Raw genomic sequence first — 20,979 nt, forward strand, 5'->3', positions numbered from 1 at the left:
CGTGGCGCGCCCGGGTTCAGCCCGCCGGCTTCTCCGCCGCGCCGCCGGACGCCGTGCCTCCGGACGTCCCGTCCTCAGGCGTCCCGCTCTCGGGCGCCGCGCTCTCGGACGCCGTGCCGCGGGCTTCGGGCCGCTGCTCGCCCTTCTCGCCCTTCGCCGCCGCCTTGGCGGCCTTCTCCGCCTCGGCGATGCGGCGCTTGGCGACGGTGGCGTAGATGTCCACGTACTCCTGGCCGGACAGCTTCATGATCTCGTACATCACCTCGTCGGTGACCGAGCGGAGGATGAAGCGGTCGTTGTCCATGCCCTGGTAGCGGCTGAAGTCCAGGGGCTTGCCGATGCGGATGCCGGGGCGCATCAGCTTGGGGACGACCTTGCCGGGCGGCTGGATCTTCTCCGTGTCGATCATGGCGATCGGGATGACGGGCGCGCCGGTGGCCAGCGCCACGCGCGCGAGGCCGCCGGTCTTGCCGCGGTACAGCCGGCCGTCCGGGGAGCGGGTGCCCTCCGGGTAGATGCCGAACAGCTCACCGCGCTTGATGACCTCGATACCGCTGCGCACGGCGGCGTCGCCGGCGCCCCGCGCGCCGGAGCGGTCCACGGGGAGCTGGCCGACGCCCTTGAAGAACGCGGCGGTGAGCCGGCCCTTCACACCGGGCGAGGTGAAGTACTCGGCCTTCGCGATGAAGGTGACCTTCCGGTCGAGGACGGCCGGGAGGAAGAAGGAGTCGGAGAACGAGAGGTGGTTGCTCGCGAGGATCGCCGGCCCCTCGGCGGGAATGTTCTCGAGGCCCTCCACCCAGGGCCTGAAGGCGAGCTTCAGCGTCCCTCCGATGGAGAACTTCATAGCGCCGTAGATCAACTCGTGTTCCTCCCGTTTCCGTCGCACAGACCTTAACCCGTACGGGGCTCCCGGCACCCGTCCGCCCGCGGGCCGCCGGGGGCGCGGTCCGGCGGCGTGACGGCCCTGGTCGGTGTCACCCCGGTCGCGTACGGTGAAGTACACGTTTCTCCGATCCCAACGATTCCGAACGGGAGACCTCCGTGCCGCTCCTTCCCGGAGCCGAGCCGTACCGCCACGAGGGCGGCGACATCGGCGTACTCCTCTGCCACGGCTTCACCGGCTCCCCCCGGTCGATGCGCCCCTGGGGCGAGTACCTCGCGGAGCGCGGTCTGACCGTGTCGGTGCCCCTGCTTCCCGGGCACGGCACGCGCTGGCAGGACATGCAGGTCACCGCCTGGCAGGACTGGTACGCGGAGGTCGACCGCGAGCTGCGCGTGCTGAGCGCGACGTGCTCGCGGGTGTTCGTCTGCGGCCTGTCCATGGGCGGCGCGCTGGCGCTGCGGCTCGCCGCCCGGCACGGCGACGCCGTCGCGGGCCTGGTCCTGGTGAACCCGGCGAACAAGGTGCACGGCCTCGCCGCGCACGCGCTGCCGGTCGTCCGCCACGTCGTGGCGTCGACGGGCGGCATCGCCAACGACATCGCGAAGGAGGGCGTCGACGAGGGCGGCTACGACCGGGTGCCGCTGCACGCCGCCTACTCGATGCGCCGGTTCCTGCGCCTGGTCGACGCCGAGCTGCCGCAGGTCACCCAGCCGCTCCTGCTGCTGCGCGCGCCGCAGGACCACGTCGTGCCGCCCGCGGACTCGGCCCGCGTACTGAGCCGGGTCTCCTCCACCGATGTCACGGAGATCCTGCTGGAACAGAGCTACCACGTCGCGACGTTGGACCTCGACGCGGAGCGGATCTTCGAGGAGAGCCACGCGTTCATCGGCCGGCTCGCTCCGGGGGCCGGCGACAGCGCCGCCCGGGACAGAAACAGGGAGGGGAGCACGACCGGTGGCTGACCAGTACGACGCGGACGCGGACCGCGGGGAGAGCGTGGACGGGCAGGGCGGCGGCCCCCGGGACCGGCCGGTGCCGGAGCCCGGCGACGGCGGCGGGGCGCCCATCGACGAGGAGGCGGCCTGGGCGGCGATCGTCGCCGCGTACGGGGAGGAGCCGCCGGACCCGCCGGGCGCGCGGCCGTTCCGCCCGGTCAGGGACCTGGCGCTGCCGGACCATGACGGCGTGGACGGGACCGGTACCGGGGGCGACGGGCCGCGCGGGAGCGGCGCCCCGGCCGCCGGAGGTGGCGGCCGCCGCGACGGCGGGGGCGGTGCGGACCGCGGCCCGACCGGCGAGGGCGGCGACGCCGCCTCCGGCGAGGACGACGGGGGCGGGTCGCGCGACGGGGCCGGTGACGGGCCGGGCGACGGTGACGGTGACGGGGCGGGCCCGGCGGCGAGCGGTACGTCGGTGAACCGGCCCGCGCTGGGCGGTTCCATCGTCTTCGCGCCGGGTGTCGGGCCGCGCGGCCCGCGCGACTACGAGCTGGCCGATCCCGACGCCGACGCGCCCGCCGCGCCCGCCGGGCGCGCGGGCCGACGGGGCGCGGACGGCGACGGGGACGACGACGGCGAGGGGCACTTCGTACCGCCCGAGCCGCCGCCGCTGCCGGAGGCCGACTCGGCTGCCAAGTTCGGCTGGCTGGGCGTGATCGGCGGGCCGGTGCTGATGCTGCTCGCCGTGCTCCTCCAGTGGGACATGACCTGGTGGCTGACCACGCTGTGCGTCGGCGGCTTCCTGGGCGGTTTCGCGACGCTGGTGGCGCGGATGCAGTCCGGTGACGACGAGGACGACGACGATCCGGGGCGCGGCGCGGTCGTCTGACCCGCCGCGCCGGGCGGCGGCCGCCCTCAGGTGGCGGCCGGTACGCGGAGGGCGGCGAGCACGGGCAGATGGTCCGTCGCCGCCCTCAGGTCCGCGTCGTGGACGCCGGGCAGCCCGGCGGGTACGCCGCAGCCCAGCACCTCCACGCCGGGGGTGGCGAAGACGGCGTCGATCCGCTGGTGCGGGTCGCCGGGCGGGTGGGTGTGCTCACCGCCCCAAGGCCGTACGGCCCGGCAGTCCTGGAGCTCGGCGGCGAGGCGGCGGAACGAGCGGCCGTCGGGGCGTTCGTTGATGTCGCCCCCGGCGATGGCGTGGGGCGCGTCGAGGGCGGCGAGTTCGTCCAGCAGCATGCCGGCCTGGGCGTACCGCTCGTCGGCGCGCAGGCTGAGGTGGCAGCTGAGCACCCCGAAGCGGGCGCCCGCGACGCGTACGACGGCGGTGGCGAAGCCGCGCCGGTGCAGTCCGGGGGTGAGCGGCAGCAGGATGTCGCGGGTGCGCTCGACGGTGACGCGCAGCGAGCACAGCAGCAGCGGCCCGGACGCGGGGGCGCCGCCGCCCAGGACGAGCAGTCCGCTCTTGGCGGCGAGCCGCGCGGCGTGCTTGCGCCAGCGGAAGAAGCGCGGCGCCTCCTGGACGAGGACGACGTCGGGGGCGCAGGCGTGGATGACCCGCGCCAGGGCGTCCTCGTCGTCGCGCATCGAGCGGATGTTGTAGCTGAGCACCCGGATCACGGCCGAACCGTCCGGCTCGGTACGGGAGTCGGGCAGTGCGGTGAGCGCCATGCGGGCACGATACGGCAGCGCCCGCCGCGTCCGGGCGGGACGCGGCGGGCGGCTGTGCGGGAGATCCGGCGGGCCGTCGGGGCTCAGCCCTGGCGGGCGAGGTCCGCGGCGCCGACCAGGCCGGCCTTGCCGCCGAGCTGGGCGGCGAGGACCTGGGCGTGCGGCCGGTACTTGCCGCCGACGAGCCAGCGGCGGAACGACTTGCGGATCGGGTCGAGGACCAGCTCGCCCTCGTCGGAGACGCCGCCGCCGACGATGAACGCCGACGGGTCGAACAGCGACGCCAGGTCCGCGAGGCCCGCGCCGGCCCAGCGCGCGAGCTCGCGGAAGGAGTCGACGGCGACCTTGTCGCCCTGCCGGGCGGCGTCGCTGATGTGCTTGCCCTGGATGCCCTCGGGCGTGCCGTCGCCGAGGGACAGCAGGATCGCGGCGTTCTCCGGGGTGGCGTTGGCGCGCTGCTTGGCGTACCGGACGAGGGCGCGGCCGGAGGCGTACTGCTCCCAGCAGCCCTGGCTTCCGCAGCCGCACAGCAGACCGTCCGGGACGACCCGGATGTGGCCGAACTCGGCGGCGACGCCGAACCGGCCGCGGCGCAGCTTGTTGCCGATGATGATGCCGCCGCCGAGGCCCGTGCCGAGCGTGATGCAGATGACGTCGTCGTGGCCCTGGCCGGCGCCGAAGCGGTACTCGCCCCAGGCGGCGGCGTTCGCGTCGTTCTCCACGACGACGGGGAGCCCGACGCGCTGCTCGACCTTGTCCTTCAGCGGCTCGTGCCGCCAGTCGATGTTGGGCGCGAACAGGACGGTCGCGCGCTTGTCGTCGACGTAGCCGGCGGCGCCGATGCCGACGGCCTCGATGTCATGGCCCTTGCCGGCCTCGGAGACGGCGGCGCAGATCGCGTCGACGATGCCCTCGGGTGTCGACGGGGTCGGCACCTTGTGGGTGTCGAGAATGGTGCCCTCTTCGTCGACCACGCCGGCCGCGATCTTCGTGCCGCCGATGTCGACGCCGATGGTGAGTCCCATGTGTCCCTCAGTTTTCGGTCGAGCCCCGCTATGCCCAACCGTACCCGAGGGCGGGCGTCCGGCTGTTCGCCTTCTCGTCAGTCCAGGTCGATGTGCTGGCTACCCGCCGGACCCTCGTCGTCCCGTCCGTGCCCGGGCCGTTCGGGGCGGAGGGGGTCCTGCGGGGTGCCCGGTCCGCCCGCGTCCCGCGAGCCTCCGGCGTCCCGACCGGCCTGGCCCCGGCCCGGCTCGTCGCCGCCCCGGGTCCAGCGCTGCTCGTGGCCCTGGACGGCGGAGCGGTAGGCGGCGAGGAGTTCGTTTCCGGCGGCCGCGAGGTGGTCGAAGACCTGCGGGTTGCGCTCGATGACCGGCTCGATCGCGGACTTCGCCTGGGCGACGGCCTGCCGGACGGCGCTCTGCGCTCCGGCGCCGAGCAGCGGCGTGCCGAGCGAGGAGACCTTGTCGGCGACCGCGTCGACGAGCTTGCGCAGCTCCTCGGCGGCCGAGCCGGGCGGGGGGCCATCCTGGCCGCGGCGGCGGGCGCGCTCGGCCGCCAGGTCCTCGGCGCAGGCCCGCGCCCAGGCGTCGTCCTCGGGGGTGCCGGGGCGGTGGGTGGCATCGCTCATGTCATCGACGGTACCCGACCGGCGCGCGGGCGTTCAGGGGTCCGTCCACCGCGGGCGGGTTCAGGGGGTGCAGGGCCACAGGCCGGGATCGGGAGCGAACCGTACGCGCAGCTCCCCGTCGCGCAGGGCGGCCCCGGCGACGGTGCAGCGGCGCAGCGCGGCGGGCAGCGGGACGACGCGGCGGAACGGTCCGACGGTCAGCACCAGCTCGTCGCCGCGCCGTACGAGCCCCAGGTCGGGCTTGGCGGCGCCGGGCAGGGGGATGCGCCAGACCAGCACGCCGTCGGTGTCGCGCCGGTCCTCGACGGTCCACCGAGGGGCGGGGACGGGCGCGGCGCTGGGGCCGGGCGCGCGCAGGAGGGCCAGATCGCCGCCGGTGCGCGGGTCGCGGCCGAGGTGGGGCACCTCGTGCACGGCGGGGGTGCCGTCCCCGTACAGCTCCTTGAGGTGGGTCTGCTGCTGCGCGGCGAGGGCGGCGAGCCAGGGGTCCTGGGACGCGGCGGGCAGGACGCGGTTGGCGACGAGCGTGTCGAGGGCGAGGCCGTGGAGGGCGAGACCGGCGCGGGCGGTGCGCAGCGCGTCGGCGGCGGCCGGGCCGGGCTCCACGACGAGGCGGACACCGGCCGACGGGGCGTGGACGAGGTCCTGTACGGCGGCGAGGTCGGCGTCCTTGCGGGCCGCGGCCTCGTACAGGCCGTCCGGGGGCATGGGGACGCCGGCGAGCTGGGCCAGCATCGGGCGCAGGGCGCGGGCGGCCTGCCGCTCGGGCGGGAGGAGGCGGCGCAGGTAGCGGCGCAGCTGCTCGGGCAGCGCGAGCAGGGCGATCGCCTCGGGGAGGGGCGGGAGGTCGGCGACGAGGAGGTCCCAGTCGCCGCGGGCGGCGTCGCGCAGGGCCTTGAGGTACGCGGACGCGGCGCTGCCGGGCAGCGGGGTCAGCTCGTCGTCGTCGAGCGGGGCGGCGCCCAGCAGTTCGAGGGCGGGCGCGGCGTGCGCCTGGAGCGCGAGGAGCTCCTGGCGGAAGTGGGCGGCGGGGTCCGGGCGGTGCACGGTCAGGGTGGCGGGGGCGCCGTCGGCGGGGACGGCCGCGTCGCCGGTCAGGAGGAGGACCTTCCGCCCGTCGCGGGCGGCCGCCAGGGCCGTGGCCGCGGCGACGGTGGTGCGGCCGGAGCCGCCGGGGCCCGTGACGAGGAGGGTGCGCATGCGTGCACGGTAACCCCCTGCGCGCGGACACCCGCCGGGCACCCTTGCCCTCGGAGCCCTCGGAGCCCTCGGTGCCCTCGGCCGCCGCGCCTCCTCGCCCTCCGGGCCCGCGCCTGTCCGGAACGCCGCGGCGGACGCCGGGAACGCCGCGGCGCCCGCCGGGAGGGGTCCTGACGGGCGCCGGAAGGCTCCGCGCGACGTGCCGGGGCGCGCGCCGGGTCCGGGTACGGCCACCGGAAGGGCCGGCACCGCCTGGCGCGGCCGACGGGCCGGCCGACGGGTCAGCTCTGGTAGATCGCCTCGATCTCGTCGGCGAAGTCCTTCGCCACCACGTTCCGCTTCAGCTTCAGCGACGGCGTGATGTGGCCCGCCTCCTCGGTGAACTGCGAGGTCAGGACGCGGAACTTGCGGACCGACTCGGCCTTCGACACCGCCGCGTTGCCGTCGTCCACGGCCCGCTGCACCTCGGCCAGCAGCTCCGGGTCGTCGCGCAGCTGCGCCGCCGTCGCGCCGGCCGGCTTGCCGTGCTCGGCCGCCCAGCGCGCCAGGAACTCCTCGTCCAGCGTGATCAGGGCGCCCACGAACGGCCGGCCGTCGCCGACGACCATGCACTCCGCGACCAGGGCGTGCCCCCGGATGCGGTCCTCGATCACGGCCGGGGCGACGTTCTTGCCGCCCGCGGTGACCAGGATCTCCTTCTTGCGGCCGGTGATGGCCAGGTAGCCGTCCTCGTCGAGGGTGCCGATGTCGCCCGTGTGGAACCAGCCGTCGGCCAGCGCGTCGGCCGTCGCCGCCTCGTTGTTCCAGTAGCCCGTGAAGATGTGCTCGCCGTGCAGCAGCACCTCGCCGTCGTCGGCGATCCGCACCTTGGAGCCGGGCAGGGGCTGGCCGACCGTGCCGATCTTCTGCCGGTCCCACGGGTTGAACGCGGTCGCCGCGCACGACTCCGTCAGGCCGTACCCCTCCAGCACGGTGAAGCCGATGCCGCTGTAGAAGTGGCCGAGCCGCTCGCCCAGCGGCGCGCCGCCCGAGATCGCGAACTCGCAGCGGCCGCCCAGCACCGCGCGGAGCTTGGAGTAGACGAGCACGTCGAACAGCTTGTGCTTCAGCCGCAGGCCGAGCGAGGGGCCGCCCGGCGTGGACTTGGCGCGGCTGTACGCGATGGCCGTCTGGGCCGCGCGGTCGAAGATCTTGCCCTTGCCGTCCGCCTGGGCCTTCGCCCGCGCCGAGTTGTAGACCTTCTCGAAGACGCGCGGCACGCCCAGGATCAGCGTCGGCCGGAACGACGCGAGGTCGTCCGTCAGGTTCTTGATGTCCGGTACGCAGCCGAGGCGGATCGGCGCGAGCACCGACGCCACCTCCACCATGCGGCCGAAGACGTGCGCGGCCGGCAGGAAGAGCAGCACCGACGAGCGGCCGGTCTGGAACAGCGGCTTCAGCCGCTCCACGACATTGCCGCACTCGGCGAAGAAGTTGCGGTGGGTGAGCACACAGCCCTTGGGGCGGCCCGTCGTGCCGGACGTGTAGACGATGGTCGCCACGTCGTCCGCCTTGGCGGTCGAGCAGCGCTCTTCGAGGGTCTCGTCGGAGACCTCGCGGCCGGCCTCGGTCAGCTCGTCGACGGCCCCGCCGTCGATCCGCCACACGTGCGTGAGCGCCGGCAGCGCGTCGCGTACGGACTCCACGGCCTCGGCGTGCGCCGCGCTCTCCACGATCACCGCGACCGCGCCCGAGTCGCCGAGGATCCACTGGATCTGCTCGGGGGAGCTCGTCTCGTACACCGGCACGGTCACCGCGCCCGCGCTCCAGACGGCGAAGTCCAGCTGCACCCACTCGTAGCGGGTGCGGGAGATGAGCGCGACCCGGTCGCCCGGCCGCACGCCCCGCGCGATCAGGCCCTTCGCCGCCGCGCGCACCTCGGCGAGGAAGCCCTCGGCGGTGACGTCCTGCCAGCCGCCGGCCACCTTGCGGGCCATGACGGGCACGTCTGGGTGCTGCGCGGCGTTGCGGCGGACGAGGTCCGTCAGATTGCCGTCCGCGGGGACCTCGTACAGGGCCGGAAGGCTGAACTCGCGCAAGACTGCTGCTCCTCATCGGGCGCCGACGCCACGGCTCTGTGTGATGCGTCGGTTCGCGGTCCAAACGGACACGTGCTCAGTGGGGTGAGCACGACTGGACTGCCCGGACGTTACCCACCAGTACCTCGTTCCCGATAGGGGGTCCTGGTCAGATGTTCGCTGCGTCACACATCATTGGCACTACTGCGCGCACAGTAGTCCACTCTCGTCGCGAGGTGGAAGTAACCGCAGGTCCGGCCCCCTCCCGGGGCCCTTAAGGTGGGGTGTCATGCGCATTCATGTGGTCAGCGACGTGCACGGCAACGCCCGGGACCTCGCCAAGGCCGGGGACGGCGCCGACGCGCTGGTCTGCCTCGGCGACCTGGTGCTCTTCCTCGACTACGCGGACCACGGGCGCGGGATCTTCCCCGACCTGTTCGGCGCGGAGAACGCCGGGCGCATCGTCGCCCTGCGCACCGCCCGCCGCTTCGACGAGGCGCGCGTCTTCGCCCGCGGCCTGTGGGCGGAGCTGGCGGAGCGCGGCGTCGACAAGGCCGCCGCCGTGGAGTCGGCCGTCCGCGCCCAGTACGCCGAGCTGTTCGCCGCGCTCCCCACGCCGACGTACGCCACCTACGGCAATGTCGACATCCCGACGCTGTGGCCGGAGTACGCCCGGCCCGGCACGACCGTCCTGGACGGAGAGCGCGTCGAGATCGGCGGCCGCGTGTTCGGCTTCGTCGGCGGCGGCCTGCCGTCCCCGATGCGCACGCCGTACGAGGTCCCGGAGGAGGAGTACGCGGCGAAGGTGGAGGCGCTCGGCGAGGTCGACGTGCTCTGCTCCCACATCCCGCCGGACGTGCCGGAGCTCACCTACGACACCGTCGCCCGCCGCTTCGAGCGCGGCTCGGGCGCCCTGCTGGCCGCGATCCGCCGGGTACGGCCCCGGTACGCGCTGTTCGGGCACGTCCACCAGCCGCTGGCGCGGCGCATGCGCGTGGGCGCGACCGAGTGCGTCAACGTGGGCCACTTCGCCTCCACGGGGCGGCCGTGGGCCCTGGAATGGTGACCCGCGGGCACGCGATAGCCTTCCCCCACGTACCGAGCCCTCTGGAGGAGCCACAGCGATGGCGGAACACACCAGCTCGAGCATCACGATCGAGGCGGCCCCCGCCGAGGTCATGGGAGTGATCGCCGACTTCGCGCGCTACCCGGAGTGGACGGGCGAGGTCAAGGAGGCGGAGGTGCTGTCGAAGGACGCCGCCGGCCGCGCCGAGCAGGTCCGCCTCCTGCTGGACGCCGGAGCCATCAAGGACGACCACACGCTGGCGTACACCTGGACCGGTGACGACGAGGTCAGCTGGACGCTGGTGAAGTCGCAGATGCTGCGGGCGCTGGACGGCTCGTACAAGCTGACCCCGCTGGCGGGCGGCGCCCGCACGGAGGTCACCTACCGGCTGACGGTGGACGTCAAGATCCCCATGCTGGGCATGATCAAGCGCAAGGCCGAGAAGGTCATCATCGACCGCGCCCTCGCGGGCCTGAAGAAGCGCGTCGAGTCCCGCCCCGGCGCCTGAACCCCCGCCCCGCCCGGGCGGGGACCCGCGCCGCCGGTCGAAGGCGCCCCGCGGGGGGCGAGGCCCTCCGGTCCCGGGCGCCCCGCGAGGGGCGATGCCGCCGCGCCCGAGGGGGCGGGGAGCCGCGGGCTACAGCAGCGCCTTGAGGCGTTCCGCCAGCAGGTCCCAGCGCCACTTCTCCTCGACCCACCGGCGGCCCCGCTCGCCCATGCGGCGGCGCAGCTCGGGGTCCTGGAGCAGCGGGACGATCCGGTCGGCGGCCTCCTCCGGGGAGCCGCCCCGGACGACCCAGCCGGTCTCGCCGTCCAGCACCGCGTCGGGGGCGCCGCCCGAGTCGCCGGCGACGACCGGGAGGCCCGTCGCGGACGCCTCCAGGTACACGATGCCCAGGCCCTCCACGTCGAGGCCCCCGCGCCGGGTGCGGCACGGCATGGCGAACACGTCGCCGGCCCCGTAGTGCGCGGGCAGCTCCTCCCACGGCACGGGCCCGGTGAAGCGCACGGACCCCGCCACACCGGTCTCGCGGGCCAGGCGCTCCAGGTCCTTGGCGTACGGGCCGCCGCCGACGATCAGCAGGACGGCGTCCGGCACGGCGGCGAGGACCGCGGGCATGGCCCGGATCAGCGTGTCCTGGCCCTTGCGCGGCACCAGGCGCGAGACGCACACGACGACGGGCCGGCCGGCCAGGCCGAGCCGGGCGCGCACCTCGTCGCCGCCCGAGCCGGGGTCGAAGCTCTTCTCGTCGACGCCGGGCGGCAGCTGCGTCATCCGCGCGGCCGCCTCGGGGCTGAGCGCGGTGGCGATCCGGGAGCGGGTGTACTCGCCCAGGTACGTGATCGTGTCCGTGCCCTCGCCGATGCGCCGCAGCAGCTGCCGCGCGACCGGCAGCTGCGCCCAGCCCGCCTCGTGCCCGTGCGTCGTGGCGACCAGGCGGCGGGCCCCGGCGCGGCGCAGCGCGGGCGCCATGAGGCCGAGCGGCGCGGCCGCGCCGAACCACACGGACGTGCAGCCGTGCTCGCGCAGCAGCCCCGCGGCCCGCGCGGTGACGCGGGGCGTGGGCAGCAGCATCGTCGTGCGGTCGCGCACGACGGGGAACGGCTGCTCCGCGTCGAACCGCGCGGTCGCCTCCGCGCCCTCCCGCCCCCGCTTCCACGTGGAGGCGTAGACGACGACCCTGTCCGGGTCCAGCCGCAGCGCCATGTTGTGCAGGAACGCCTGGATGCCCCCGGGCCGGGGCGGGAAGTCGTTCGTTACGATCAGCGTCTTGTGCATCGTGGCCGACAGTACCGAACGGCCCGCCCGCACCGCTCGCGCACCGTACCGCCCCCAGCCGCAGATCACCACGAAACCGGACGAGGTACCGATGAAGCTCCCGAGCGGACCGCGCTTCCCCCTGGCCGCCCTGTGGCTGCTCAGCAGGGCCGTCCTCCTGCTCTACACCTTCAGGGTCGTCTTCGTCCCCGGCCCGGACGTCACGACCGACGTGTCGGTGATCTACTTCGACTGGTACCAGGTGCTGCGCGGCGGCACGTACCCGCTGGACGACGTGACCTGGCAGTACCCGCCGGCCGCGGCGTTCGCGATCCTCTCCCCCGGCCTGCTGCCGTTCCTGGAGTACGCGCACGCCTTCTTCGTCCTGGCGCTGGTCTGCGACGCGGTGGTGTTCGGGCTGCTGATGTACGCGGGCGGGCGCCCCGGCAAGAGCCACGCGGGCGCGTGGGTGTGGCTGGCGGGCGTCCCGCTGCTCGGCCCGACGGCGTACTCCCGCTACGACATCATGGTCACCGCCGTCGCCGTCGCGGCGCTGCTCGCGGGGGTGCGCAACCCGCGCACGATGGGGGTGCTCGCCGGGGTCGGCGCGCTGCTGAAGGTGTGGCCGGCGCTGCTGCTGGCCGGTACGGCCCGGGGCCGGGTGACGCGCCGGTCGTGGACGGCCGCGGTCGTGTCGGGCGCGGCGGTGCTGGGGGCGTGCGTGCTGGCGGCGCCGGGCGCGCTGGCGTTCCTCACCTTCCAGCGGGACCGGGGCACGGAGGTCGAGTCGCTGGGGTCGCTGGTCTTCCATGTGGCGCGGTTCTTCGGCGCCTGGGACGGGGACGTCCGGCTGAACTACGGGTCGGTGGAGTTCCTCGGCCCGTACGTGCCGCTGGTCAGCCGGGCCGCGATGGCGCTGACGCTGCTGGCGTTCGCGTGGCTGGTGCTGTGGCGGGTGCGGGCGCGGGAGTTCGGCCCGACGGCCCTGGCCGACGCGGCGTTCGTCGCGGTGCTGCTGTTCACCACGACGAGCCGGGTGATCAGCCCGCAGTACATGCTGTGGCTCGTCGGGCTCGCGGCGGTGTGCCTGGTGTGGCGCGGCAGCCGCATGCGCCGGCCGGCGGTGCTGGTGCTGGTGGCGACCGGGGTGACACTGCTGGAGTTCCCGATCTGGTTCAGCCATGTGGTCGCCAGCGACGGGCTGGGGCTGGTGCTGCTGTTCACGCGCAACGGGCTGCTGGTCGCGGCGTCGCTGCTGGCGGCGCGGGAGCTGTGGCGGCGCACGGTCACCGAGCCCCGGCTGCGCGAGGCGGCGGGCGAGGGCGGCGGTGACGGCGGCGGCCCCGGGGCGCGGGTGCCCGCGCAGGGCGCTCACCGCGACGGGGCGCTGCTGAAGTCCTGACGGCCGGGGCCCGGGCCGCCGAACTCCTCGCGGAGGCGCTCGCGCCAGGCCCGGGTGAACGCCTCCGGCGTGGTCCCGAGCACGTCGCGGAAGGCGCGGGCCGCGCCGGTCCTCCCGGCCGCCCGGTAGAACGCGGCGAGCCGCTCCCCGCCCCACCGGTCGGCGATCAGCTCGCAGGCCAGCCAGGCGCCCTCGTAGGCGCGGGCCACGGCGGCCGGGTCCCCGCCGAAGCCGAAGTCCCCGTCGGCCGGCAGCGTCCGCGGCAGGTCCCCGGCGCGCACGGCCCGGCCCAGCTCGGGCGCGGCGTCGGCCGCCGTGCGGCCCGTGCCGGCGTACGCGATCCGGTCGGCCAGGCCCTCCGACAGCCACAGGGGCGTGGCGCCGGTCGTGGCGGCGCGGGTGGCGACATGGGCGGTCTCGTGGGCGAGGACGAAGGTCCGCCCGAAGTCCCCGAGCTGCCGGTACGCCTCCGGGTTGACCACCACGCGGTCCGCGGCCCCGCCGCCGGTGCGGCCGGTCGTCACGGCGGCGACGCCCCGGTACGCGCCGGGCCCGGCCCCGAGGAGGGCGCCCATCGCGTCGAGCCCGGACGGTACGAGGACGACGACGGTGCCCTTCCAGGCGGCGTCCGGCCACGCGGCGGCGACGGCCGGGACGGCCCGGTCCGCGTGCGCCGCGACCTGGCGCAGGAGCGCGGCCGGGTGGCCGACGCCCAGCACGAGGCTGCGGGCGCCCCGTACCGCCTGGACGCGGCCCTGGTCCCAGAGCTGGGCGGGCTGCCCGGGGGCGGGCCGGTCGGCGGTGACGTGCCACCTGCCGTCGCGGCGCACCAGGTCGATGCTGCGGCGGGCGGTGGCGGGCGCGGGGTCGTGGCCGTCGAGGCTGTACGTCAGCTCGGCGTCGGCGCCCGCGCGGGCCGGGCCGTCGTACCGCACGTCCAGCGTCCGGTACGCGGCCGACCGGACCGGCGCGCCGCCCAGCAGGCCCGGTACGAGGTCGGCCCGCGCGGCCACGGCGTCCCGCACGGACCCGTCGTCGCCCGCCGGCGGGTCCTGCCGCGCGGCGCACCCAGGGGCGAGGACGCCCAGCGCCATGAGGGCGGCGATCCACCGCCCGGCGATCCACCGCCCGGCGGCGCGCCGCGGCGCGGCCCGCCTCCCGGCCGTTCGGCGTCGGGTCCACCGCTCCGGAAACGTCACGCCCCGATGGTAGGCGCGGGTCCGGGGGCGTCCCGCGCGCTCAGACGCGGGTGACCGCCGAGATCGGCATCATGCCGACCGGGTCGTAGCGGACCGGGGCGCCCGGGTAGGGGGCGTGGATGACCTGGCCGCCGCCGACGTACAGGGCGACGTGGCTGGCGTCCGACCGGTAGGTGACCAGGTCCCCGGGCCGCGCCTCGGCCAGCCCGACGTGCCGTCCCGCGTTCCGCTGCGCCTGGGAGGTGCGCGGCAGGCCGACCCCGGCCTGGGCGTACGCCCACTGGGTGAGCCCCGAGCAGTCGAAGGCGTTTGGCCCGTTGGCGCCCCACACGTACGGCTTGCCGAGCGCCGAACGGGCGGCCCGCACGGCTGCGGCGGCGCGCGGCGAGGCGGCCCCGTCGGCCGCGGGCGGCTGCGCCGTGTCGTCGCGCCCGGAGCGGGAGGCCCGGTCGAAGTCGGCGCGCTCGGCCGCCGTCAGGGAGTTCAGCAGCGCCCGCGCGGCGGCGAGCTTGTGCTCCACGCTCCGCTTGTGCCGGGCGACCGCGGCCCGGCTGCGCTCCAGTTCCGCCAGGGCCCGTCCCGCCTCGGCGCGCTCCTGGGCCAACCGCCGCTGCGCGAGGCGCAGTTCGCCGAGCGCGGCGGCCTGCCGCTCGCCGAGGCGGTCCAGCGCGGCGGCCTTGTCGAGGTAGGCGTCGGGCTTCTCGGACAGCATCAGGGCGAGCGCCGGGTCGATGCCGCCGGACCGGTACTGGGCGCCGGCGGCCGAGCCGAGCGCCCCGCGCATGCGGTTGATGCGCTCCTGGCCGCGCGCCACGCTGTCGCGGGCGGCCTCGACGGTGTGGCGGAGCCGGTCGGCGCGTTCGTCGGCGGCGTTGTACTCCTCCGTGGCCTGCTCGGCCTCGGCGTAGAGGCGGTCGACGCGGGCGCGGACGGTGTCGGCGGGGCCGGCCGGCTCGGCCCGCACGGGGGTGGCGCCGAGGGCGGCGGCCGCCGTGGCGGCCGCGGCGGACAGGACGGTGGCCCTGGCGGCGCTCCGGTGGAGGCCCGGTGTGGGGGGACGGCGGTGGGACGCCACGGACCGCGCTCCCTTCAGCTGTGTCGAGCGGCTGTTGCGCGGCAGACAGTAGCCGGGCGGTCACGGCTCGGCCAAAGACCTCGGGATGCGCACAAAGTGACGCCCCGCCGGGAACCACAGGTCACCGGCGGGGCGGAGCGTCAGCGCGGGGGGCGGCAATTCCCCCGATCGGGCGCGTGTGCGCGGCGCTCCGGGGACGGTCCCGGCGCGCCGCGCATATCAGATGCCCGCGAGGCGGGCGGCCTGTGTCAGATGCGGACGCCGAACTGGAACGAGCCCAGGTAGTTCATCGACTCGTAGCGCACCGAGGCGCCCGGCTTGGGGGCGTGCAGGACGGTGTTGTTGCCGGCGTAGAGGCCGACGTGGGCGAGGTTGTTGAAGAAGACGAGGTCGCCCGGCTTGAGCTGGCTGCGGCCGATCTTCACACCGTCGTTCTGCTGGGTGTAGGTGGTGCGGGAGATGCTGACGCCGGCCTGGCGGTAGGCCCACTGCGTGAGGCCGGAGCAGTCGTAGGAGTTGGGGCCCTCGGCGCCGGAGACGTACGGCTTGCCGATCTGCGTGGCGGCGGCGTTGAGGGCGGCGGCGCCGCGCTGGGAGGCGGGGACCTCGTTGCCGAGCTCGACGCGCTCGCTCGCGTCGCGGCTGGCGCGCTGCTCCTCCTCCTGCATCTTCCGCCGCTCCTCGGCGGTGAGCGTGTTGAGGAGCTTCTGGGCCTCGGCGAGCTTGGTCTGGAACTTCTTCTTCTTCTCGCCGAGCGACTTGCGGACGTCCTCCAGGTCGGCGAGCTTCGCGGTGGCCTCGGCGCGCTGCTGGGCGAGCGTGCGCTGCTTGGCCTGGATGGTGCGCAGCGTCTCGGCCTGCTTGGCGGACAGCTGGTCGACGGCGGACGCCTTGTCGAGGTAGTCGTCCGGGTTGGAGGAGAGGAACAGCTGGAGCGAGGGGTCCATGCCGCCGTTGCGGTACTGGGCGCTGGCGACCGAACCGATGCTGTCGCGCAGGGTGTTGAGCTCCTCCTGGCCGCGGGCGACCTGGTCCTGGAGGGCGGTGACCTCCTGCTGGAGCTTCTCGCGGCGCTCGTCGGCGAGGTTGAACTGCTCCGTGGCCGCCTCGGCCTCGTGGTGCAGCTTGTCGACCTTCTCCTTGACCTGGTCCTTGGTGGGCTGCGGCGTGGCCGAAGCGGTCTGGGAGGTGAGGGCGACGGCCGCGGCGGCGGTCGCGGTGAGCACGGTCACGCGGGCGCGGCTCGGCTGCTTGGGTCGACGGTGGGACGCCACGGAGGCGAGCTCCTTCTTCCTCTTCGAGCCGCCTGCCGGGTCGACGGTCAACTGCCCCGGGCGCGCTGGCGTCCGGACGCTCCCCGTGATCCACGTCCGAACTGCACGGTTCAGGCGGTTCCTTCGCTGTCGCCCCGGATGGGCGACCAACCGCGCGAAGGTTCGAGCCCTGACCCTAGTGACCACATTGTGATCAGTTCAAATCCTCATGAGAAAAATCTCGCTCACCGGGCGCATTCCTTGCTCCGGCCCCACCCTGGGTCATGAGGGGTTGACGGTACGTTCCCCGGACGCTTCCTCAAATCGGGCATCGCGCCCAGGAGTTACGAGAGCCGCGAAAGCCGCTTCAGCAGCATCACGGACGCGACGGGGCGGGCGCCGGACCTGGCGACCCCGTCGGCCACCTCGCGGTCGCTGGACACCACGACGACCGGCCGCCCGGCGGGCTCGGCGCGCACCAGCTGCCGGATCAGCTCGTCGGCGGTGACGCCCGGCTTGGAGAACAGCACCCGCACCCCGCGCGGCGGGGCGAGCAGCACCGGCGCGGCCAGTTCGGCGCCGTCGAAGACGCAGGTGACCTCCGCTCCGGTGCGGGCGGCGAGCGCGGAAAGGCCGCCCAGCAGCCGCAGCCGCTGCTTCTCCAGCGGCATCGTCGGATAGCCGGCCTTGGTGACGTTGTAGCCGTCCACGACGAGATGGGCCTGCGGCAGCGCGAGCAGCTGGTCGAGGAGGGCCGGGTCGGTCTCGGACAGCGCGCGGGCCGCGACGTCCTTCGGCGACATCCGGCCGGGCTCCACCGCGTCCACCGAGTCGGCGGGCCGCACGGAGACGGGCGGCAGCGCCAGCTCCCGGCGCAGCCCCTGGGCGGCCTCCAGGACCGTGTCCAGCAGCAGCCGCAGCCGTACGTCCTCCACCGAGCGGCCCTCGCGCGCGGCGCGGCGGCTGGCCTCCAGGGCGGCCTCGGTCTCCCCGAGCCGGGTCTTGAGGCGGCGGGTCTCGCTCTCGGCGGCCGACACGCGGGCTGCGGCGTCCGCCTTGACGGCGTCGATCTCCGCCTGGACGCGCCGCAGGGCGGCCTCGCCGCGCTTGACGTCGCTCTGCGCGCTGCGGAGCTTGCGCTGCAGCGATTCGGCCTCCTTGCGGGCCGCCTCCAGGTCGGCGCGCAGCCGCTCGGTCTCGGCGCGGGTGTGGGCGCGGGCCTCCGCCAGCTCCTCGCGCAGCCGCTCCAGCTCCCGCCGGCCCGCCTCGTCGGCGCGCTCGGCGTCCGCGCGCTGCACCTCCTCGCCGGCCGCGGCGACCAGCTTGACCCAGCCCGTGGGGCGCAGCACGTACGCGGCGGCGGCCACGTCCACCGGGTCGGCGGCGGCGGGCGGGGCGCCGGACTCGACGGCGGCGGCCAGCTCGGGCTGGCCGGTGCGCAGCCGGTCGCCGATGCGCTGCCGGAACAGCGCGTCGGTCTCCAGGGCGGCGGCCATCGCGTTGCCCGCGAAACGGGCGCGGCGGGAGGGGGTGAAGCGGGCGTACTGCCGCAGCTGGGCCGGCAGCTCGGTGACCGTCAGGCCGCCGAACGCCTCGGCGACCAGTGCGACGACCCGGCGCCGTACCGCCTCGGGCAGCGGGCGGTCGAGCGCCTCGGCGGCGTCACCTGCCGCACCGGCCGACTCATCGCCGCTTGCCGGCTGCGCCACGATCCGTCACCCCACTACCCGTCGTTCTCACTCTGCCGCGCGTCCCGTCACCGGGCGCGCGCTCAGGAGCCGGCGCCCGGCCTGTCCACCAGCTCGACCCGGTCCACCGCGTTGCACCAGCGGCAGCGGACCGACTCGATGGTCTCACTGACCACCTCGCGCTCCTCCACCGTGGGCTCGCCGGCCAGGTCCAGATGGACGTACTCGACGACCTTCGACGAGCGCGTCACGTCGAAGCGCGTCAGATTGCCGCAGAGCGTGCAGCGCCAGCGGGTGTCGGCGGTCGGCTGGGGAACCGTCGTCATGGTGCCGTCCTTGTCATGTCCGGATCGTTCGACTCTCTTCGACCCGCGGTGCGCCGTCGGACTGCGGGTGCCCCGGGAGGCACCCGGGCACGCCCGTAACCCTACGGCCTCCCCGGTTCCGCGGTCGCGGACGGGAGGGGAGACCGGGCGAGGCTACACCCGGCCCCGGCGAGGCACCCTGTCCGGCTCATGCCCTTTACGTCATGATCTGTGCGTGATCGATTGGCGTGGAGCGTCGCGGCGTGCGGTCACCGGGCCCTCGGTGACGTACGGCGTCATCGGGGTGTGCGCGCTGGTCTTCGTCCTCGGCCCCGCCTCGGGCCTGGCGAGGTCGTACGGCACCGGGGAGGCCCTGGTCGCCGCGCAGAGCACGTACTTCCAGCGCTGGGGCGTGATCCCGGCGGATCTGCTGAGCGGCTCCGCCGAGGCGCTGCTCACCCCGTTCAGCGCCCTGTTCGTGCACGGCAACTGGCTGCACCTGCTGGGGAACATGCTGTTCCTCTTCGTCTTCGGCACGATGGCCGAGGAGCGCATGGGGCACGTCCGCTTCGGGGTGTTCTACGTGGTGAGCGGCGCCCTCGCGCTGGCCGGGTACGCGCTGGCGCACGCGGGCAGCGAGCAGACCCTGGTCGGCGCGTCGGGCGCGGTCTCGGCGGTGCTGGGCGCCTTCCTGTACCTGTTCCCGAGGGCGCGGGTGACCAGCCTCTTCCCGTTCCTCTTCTTCCTGCCGCTGCGCTTCCCCGCCTGGATCGTGCTGGTCTTCTGGTTCGTCCTGCAGTGGCTGGCGGCGCGCGGGGCGGGCAGCGGGCCCGGTGTCGCCTACCTGGCGCACCTGATCGGCTTCGCGCTGGGGTTCCTGTACGCGTGGGCCCGCTACCGGGGCATTAGAGTGAAGGCCCCAGCAGCGGCCACCGAGGGAGAGGGACAGCCGTGATCACCGCGATCGTGCTCATCAAGACCAGCGTGGACCGCATTCCGGAGATCGCGGAGGCCATCGCCGCGCTCGACAACGTCAGCGAGGTCTTCTCGGTGACCGGGACCTACGACCTGGTGGCCATGGTCCGCGTGCCGAAGCACGAGAACCTGGCGGACGTCATCCCCGGCCACATCAGCAAGATCCCCGGCGTCGTCGCCACGGACACGCACGTCGCGTTCCGCACGTACTCGCAGCACGACCTCGAGGCCGCCTTCGCGATCGGCCTCGACACCTGACCGCGCCGGGCCCCGCCCGCGGGGTCCCGGCCCGTGGCCGACGCCGCCCCCAATTCACCCGAACGGGTGAGGCGGAATCGGCCACGGAACGCTCCGGCGCGGGCCGCGCGCCTCAGCCGCGGTCCGGCACGCAGCGCCCGTCCTCGGTGCGGTAGCTCCACCGGGCGCCGTCCGCGACCAGCTCCCGCACGGCCCGCACGAAGCGGTCCACGTGCTCGTCCGGGGTCCCCGCGCCGAAGCTGACCCGGATGGCGTTCAGCGACCTCTCCCCCGGCCCGCCCTCCGGCGCCCCGCACTCCCCGGGCTCCCGCTCCGAGCCGCCCAGCAGGGTCCGCACCAGCGGATGGGCGCAGAACAGCCCGTCGCGGACCCCGATGCCGTACTCGGCGGAGAGCGCCGCCGCGAAGTGCGAGCTGTTCCAGCCGTCCACGACGAAGGACAGCACGCCGACGCGCGGCGCGTCGTCGCCGAACAGCGACAGCACCCGCACCTGCGGCACCTCCGCCAGCCCCCGGCGCACCCGCGCGATCAGCTCCCGCTCACGGGCCACCAGCGCGTCGAACCCGGCCTCCACGAGCGCCCGGCACGCCGACGCGACGGCGTACGCGCCGATCACGTTCGGCGAGCCGGCCTCGTGCCGGGCGGCCGTCGTGTGCCAGGCGACGTCCACCCCGCCGTCGGCCCGCCGGGACACCGTCCGCGACGCCCCGCCGCCCGCGAGGTACGGCTCCGCCTCCCGCAGCCAGTCCGCGCGCCCCGCCAGCACCCCGGCCCCGAACGGGGCGTACAGCTTGTGCCCGGAGAAGGCCACCCAGTCCACGTCCAGATCCGCCACGTCCACCGGGTGGTGCGGCGCCAACTGGGCCGCGTCGAGCACGATCCGCGCCCCGTGCGCGTGCGCGGCCGCCGCCAGCTCCCGTACGGGCCACAGCTCGCCGGTCACGTTCGACGCACCCGTCACACAGACCAGCGCCGGCCCGTAGGGCTCCCGGTCGGCGAGGGCCCGCTCCAGCGTCTCCACCGCCCGCCCGGGCGTGCGCGGCGCGTCCAGATACGTCACGCGGGCGTTCCGCCAGGGCAGCAGCGACGCGTGGTGCTCGGTTTCGAAGACGAACACCTCGCACCCCTCGGGCAGGGCGTGGGCCAGCAGGTTCAGCGAGTCGGTCGTCGAGCGGGTGAACACCACCTCGTCACCGGCGCGGCAGCCGAGGAACTCCGCGACCGTGCGGCGGCTGTTCTCGAACAGGTCGGTGGACAGCTGCGAGAGGTAGCCGGCGCCCCGGTGCACGCTCCCGTAGTACGGGGCGTACGCGGCGACGTCGTCCCACACGCGCTGGAGCGCCGGGGCGCTGGCCGCGTAGTCCAGCGCGGCGTAGGCGACCTCCCCGCCGGTGACGAGCGGCACGGTGACGTCCCGTCCCAGGACGGGCAGCGGCAGCGACGGGCCGGCGGCGCGCGACTCGGCGTCGGAGGCGGGAGCGGCGGAGACGGGGGCGGTGGAGACGGCGGCGGAGACGGGGGCGGTGGCGGTGTTCGGGTACGCGGACATGGCGGACTCTCCCGGCGAGGACAGGGCGAATGGGGGTGACGTCCCGCGGGGACGGCTCGACGGCCGTA

At 75.2% G+C, this 20,979-nt stretch carries 20 protein-coding genes; 7 read left to right on the top strand and 13 right to left on the bottom strand.

What is annotated here, in order from left to right:
* Positions 1–16: 16 nt before the first annotated feature.
* Entirely contained in the window at positions 17–847 is an 831-nt protein-coding gene (locus tag ACSUPT_RS06915; protein ID WP_361660671.1) for a lysophospholipid acyltransferase family protein, read from the bottom strand.
* A gap of 197 nt (positions 848–1,044) precedes the next feature.
* Between ACSUPT_RS06915 and ACSUPT_RS06920 the strand changes: the two genes are divergently transcribed.
* Both ACSUPT_RS06920 and ACSUPT_RS06925 read left to right on the top strand, forming a co-directional pair.
* Entirely contained in the window at positions 1,045–1,848 is an 804-nt protein-coding gene (locus ACSUPT_RS06920) for an alpha/beta hydrolase (protein WP_403502787.1), read from the top strand.
* A gap of 70 nt (positions 1,849–1,918) precedes the next feature.
* Positions 1,919–2,713 (top strand): hypothetical protein, encoded by a 795-nt coding sequence (locus ACSUPT_RS06925; RefSeq protein WP_436946177.1) that lies wholly within the window; start codon positions 1,919–1,921, stop codon positions 2,711–2,713.
* Positions 2,714–2,739: 26 nt separating this feature from the next.
* Here ACSUPT_RS06925 and ACSUPT_RS06930 read toward each other — a convergent pair whose 3' ends face one another.
* The 5 genes from ACSUPT_RS06930 to ACSUPT_RS06950 form a co-directional block, all read right to left on the bottom strand.
* Positions 2,740–3,495, bottom strand: a complete 756-nt coding sequence (locus tag ACSUPT_RS06930; protein WP_361660579.1) for an endonuclease/exonuclease/phosphatase family protein — start codon at positions 3,493–3,495, stop codon at positions 2,740–2,742.
* 83 nt (positions 3,496–3,578) lie between these two features.
* On the bottom strand, positions 3,579–4,520 hold the full coding sequence (locus ACSUPT_RS06935; RefSeq protein WP_351965580.1) for an ROK family glucokinase: 942 nt from the start codon (positions 4,518–4,520) through the stop codon (positions 3,579–3,581).
* 77 nt (positions 4,521–4,597) lie between these two features.
* Complete coding sequence (locus tag ACSUPT_RS06940; protein ID WP_403506241.1) at positions 4,598–5,125, bottom strand: DUF5304 domain-containing protein; 528 nt, start codon at positions 5,123–5,125, stop codon at positions 4,598–4,600.
* Positions 5,126–5,185: 60 nt separating this feature from the next.
* A complete protein-coding gene (locus ACSUPT_RS06945) occupies positions 5,186–6,325 on the bottom strand; it encodes an ArsA family ATPase (RefSeq protein WP_436943719.1) in 1,140 nt (379 codons plus the stop codon).
* 281 nt (positions 6,326–6,606) lie between these two features.
* A complete protein-coding gene (locus tag ACSUPT_RS06950; RefSeq protein ID WP_351965577.1) occupies positions 6,607–8,403 on the bottom strand; it encodes an AMP-dependent synthetase/ligase in 1,797 nt (598 codons plus the stop codon).
* A 268-nt stretch (positions 8,404–8,671) separates the two neighbouring features.
* Between ACSUPT_RS06950 and ACSUPT_RS06955 the strand changes: the two genes are divergently transcribed.
* Together ACSUPT_RS06955 and ACSUPT_RS06960 are read left to right on the top strand one after the other, a co-directional pair.
* Complete coding sequence (locus ACSUPT_RS06955; RefSeq protein WP_436943722.1) at positions 8,672–9,448, top strand: metallophosphoesterase family protein; 777 nt, start codon at positions 8,672–8,674, stop codon at positions 9,446–9,448.
* A gap of 58 nt (positions 9,449–9,506) precedes the next feature.
* Positions 9,507–9,956, top strand: coding sequence for an SRPBCC family protein (locus tag ACSUPT_RS06960; protein WP_351965575.1), 450 nt, complete (start codon positions 9,507–9,509; stop codon positions 9,954–9,956).
* A 129-nt stretch (positions 9,957–10,085) separates the two neighbouring features.
* On the opposite strand, the gene ACSUPT_RS06965 is transcribed toward ACSUPT_RS06960, so the two are convergent.
* On the bottom strand, positions 10,086–11,228 hold the full coding sequence (locus tag ACSUPT_RS06965) for a glycosyltransferase family 4 protein (protein WP_436943723.1): 1,143 nt from the start codon (positions 11,226–11,228) through the stop codon (positions 10,086–10,088).
* A gap of 91 nt (positions 11,229–11,319) precedes the next feature.
* Between ACSUPT_RS06965 and ACSUPT_RS06970 the strand changes: the two genes are divergently transcribed.
* Positions 11,320–12,609: a glycosyltransferase family 87 protein gene (locus tag ACSUPT_RS06970; RefSeq protein WP_351965573.1), complete on the top strand. Its 1,290-nt coding sequence runs from the start codon at positions 11,320–11,322 to the stop codon at positions 12,607–12,609.
* Here ACSUPT_RS06970 and ACSUPT_RS06975 read toward each other — a convergent pair.
* From ACSUPT_RS06975 to ACSUPT_RS06995, 5 genes are all read right to left on the bottom strand, one after another.
* Positions 12,579–13,703 (bottom strand): hypothetical protein, encoded by a 1,125-nt coding sequence (locus ACSUPT_RS06975; RefSeq protein WP_436946178.1) that lies wholly within the window; start codon positions 13,701–13,703, stop codon positions 12,579–12,581. The genes ACSUPT_RS06970 and ACSUPT_RS06975 overlap by 31 nt on opposite strands.
* Before the next feature lie 145 nt (positions 13,704–13,848).
* Positions 13,849–14,883, bottom strand: a complete 1,035-nt coding sequence (locus ACSUPT_RS06980) for a C40 family peptidase (protein ID WP_403501584.1) — start codon at positions 14,881–14,883, stop codon at positions 13,849–13,851.
* A gap of 248 nt (positions 14,884–15,131) precedes the next feature.
* Complete coding sequence (locus ACSUPT_RS06985) at positions 15,132–16,157, bottom strand: C40 family peptidase (protein WP_351965570.1); 1,026 nt, start codon at positions 16,155–16,157, stop codon at positions 15,132–15,134.
* A 323-nt stretch (positions 16,158–16,480) separates the two neighbouring features.
* Positions 16,481–17,845, bottom strand: coding sequence for an NYN domain-containing protein (locus ACSUPT_RS06990; RefSeq protein WP_351965569.1), 1,365 nt, complete (start codon positions 17,843–17,845; stop codon positions 16,481–16,483).
* A gap of 62 nt (positions 17,846–17,907) precedes the next feature.
* A complete protein-coding gene (locus ACSUPT_RS06995) occupies positions 17,908–18,150 on the bottom strand; it encodes a hypothetical protein (RefSeq protein ID WP_351965568.1) in 243 nt (80 codons plus the stop codon).
* Between the two features lie 214 nt (positions 18,151–18,364).
* Here ACSUPT_RS06995 and ACSUPT_RS07000 point away from each other — a divergent pair, with 214 nt between their 5' ends.
* Positions 18,365–19,084: a rhomboid family intramembrane serine protease gene (locus ACSUPT_RS07000; protein ID WP_436943726.1), complete on the top strand. Its 720-nt coding sequence runs from the start codon at positions 18,365–18,367 to the stop codon at positions 19,082–19,084.
* Positions 19,081–19,362, top strand: coding sequence for an Lrp/AsnC family transcriptional regulator (locus ACSUPT_RS07005; RefSeq protein ID WP_351965566.1), 282 nt, complete (start codon positions 19,081–19,083; stop codon positions 19,360–19,362). Before ACSUPT_RS07000 ends, ACSUPT_RS07005 begins: the two co-directional genes overlap by 4 nt.
* Before the next feature lie 112 nt (positions 19,363–19,474).
* On the opposite strand, the gene ACSUPT_RS07010 is transcribed toward ACSUPT_RS07005, so the two are convergent.
* Complete coding sequence (locus ACSUPT_RS07010) at positions 19,475–20,911, bottom strand: aminotransferase class V-fold PLP-dependent enzyme (protein ID WP_399217330.1); 1,437 nt, start codon at positions 20,909–20,911, stop codon at positions 19,475–19,477.
* Positions 20,912–20,979: the final 68 nt, after the last annotated feature.

The sequence above is a fragment of the Streptomyces sp. SudanB25_2051 genome, assembly GCF_964272635.1.
In the GTDB taxonomy this organism is placed as follows: domain Bacteria; phylum Actinomycetota; class Actinomycetes; order Streptomycetales; family Streptomycetaceae; genus Streptomyces.

Coding starts and splice junctions, on each gene's coding strand:
- ACSUPT_RS06915 (WP_361660671.1), bottom strand. CDS start 847: ATGAAGTTCTCCATCGGAGGGACGCTGAAGCTCGCCTTCAGGCCCTGG.
- ACSUPT_RS06930 (WP_361660579.1), bottom strand. CDS start 3,495: ATGGCGCTCACCGCACTGCCCGACTCCCGTACCGAGCCGGACGGTTCG.
- ACSUPT_RS06935 (WP_351965580.1), bottom strand. CDS start 4,520: ATGGGACTCACCATCGGCGTCGACATCGGCGGCACGAAGATCGCGGCC.
- ACSUPT_RS06940 (WP_403506241.1), bottom strand. CDS start 5,125: ATGAGCGATGCCACCCACCGCCCCGGCACCCCCGAGGACGACGCCTGG.
- ACSUPT_RS06945 (WP_436943719.1), bottom strand. CDS start 6,325: ATGCGCACCCTCCTCGTCACGGGCCCCGGCGGCTCCGGCCGCACCACC.
- ACSUPT_RS06955 (WP_436943722.1), top strand. CDS start 8,672: ATGCGCATTCATGTGGTCAGCGACGTGCACGGCAACGCCCGGGACCTC.
- ACSUPT_RS06960 (WP_351965575.1), top strand. CDS start 9,507: ATGGCGGAACACACCAGCTCGAGCATCACGATCGAGGCGGCCCCCGCC.
- ACSUPT_RS06965 (WP_436943723.1), bottom strand. CDS start 11,228: ATGCACAAGACGCTGATCGTAACGAACGACTTCCCGCCCCGGCCCGGG.
- ACSUPT_RS06970 (WP_351965573.1), top strand. CDS start 11,320: ATGAAGCTCCCGAGCGGACCGCGCTTCCCCCTGGCCGCCCTGTGGCTG.
- ACSUPT_RS06975 (WP_436946178.1), bottom strand. CDS start 13,703: ATGGCGCTGGGCGTCCTCGCCCCTGGGTGCGCCGCGCGGCAGGACCCG.
- ACSUPT_RS06995 (WP_351965568.1), bottom strand. CDS start 18,150: ATGACGACGGTTCCCCAGCCGACCGCCGACACCCGCTGGCGCTGCACG.
- ACSUPT_RS07010 (WP_399217330.1), bottom strand. CDS start 20,911: ATGTCCGCGTACCCGAACACCGCCACCGCCCCCGTCTCCGCCGCCGTC.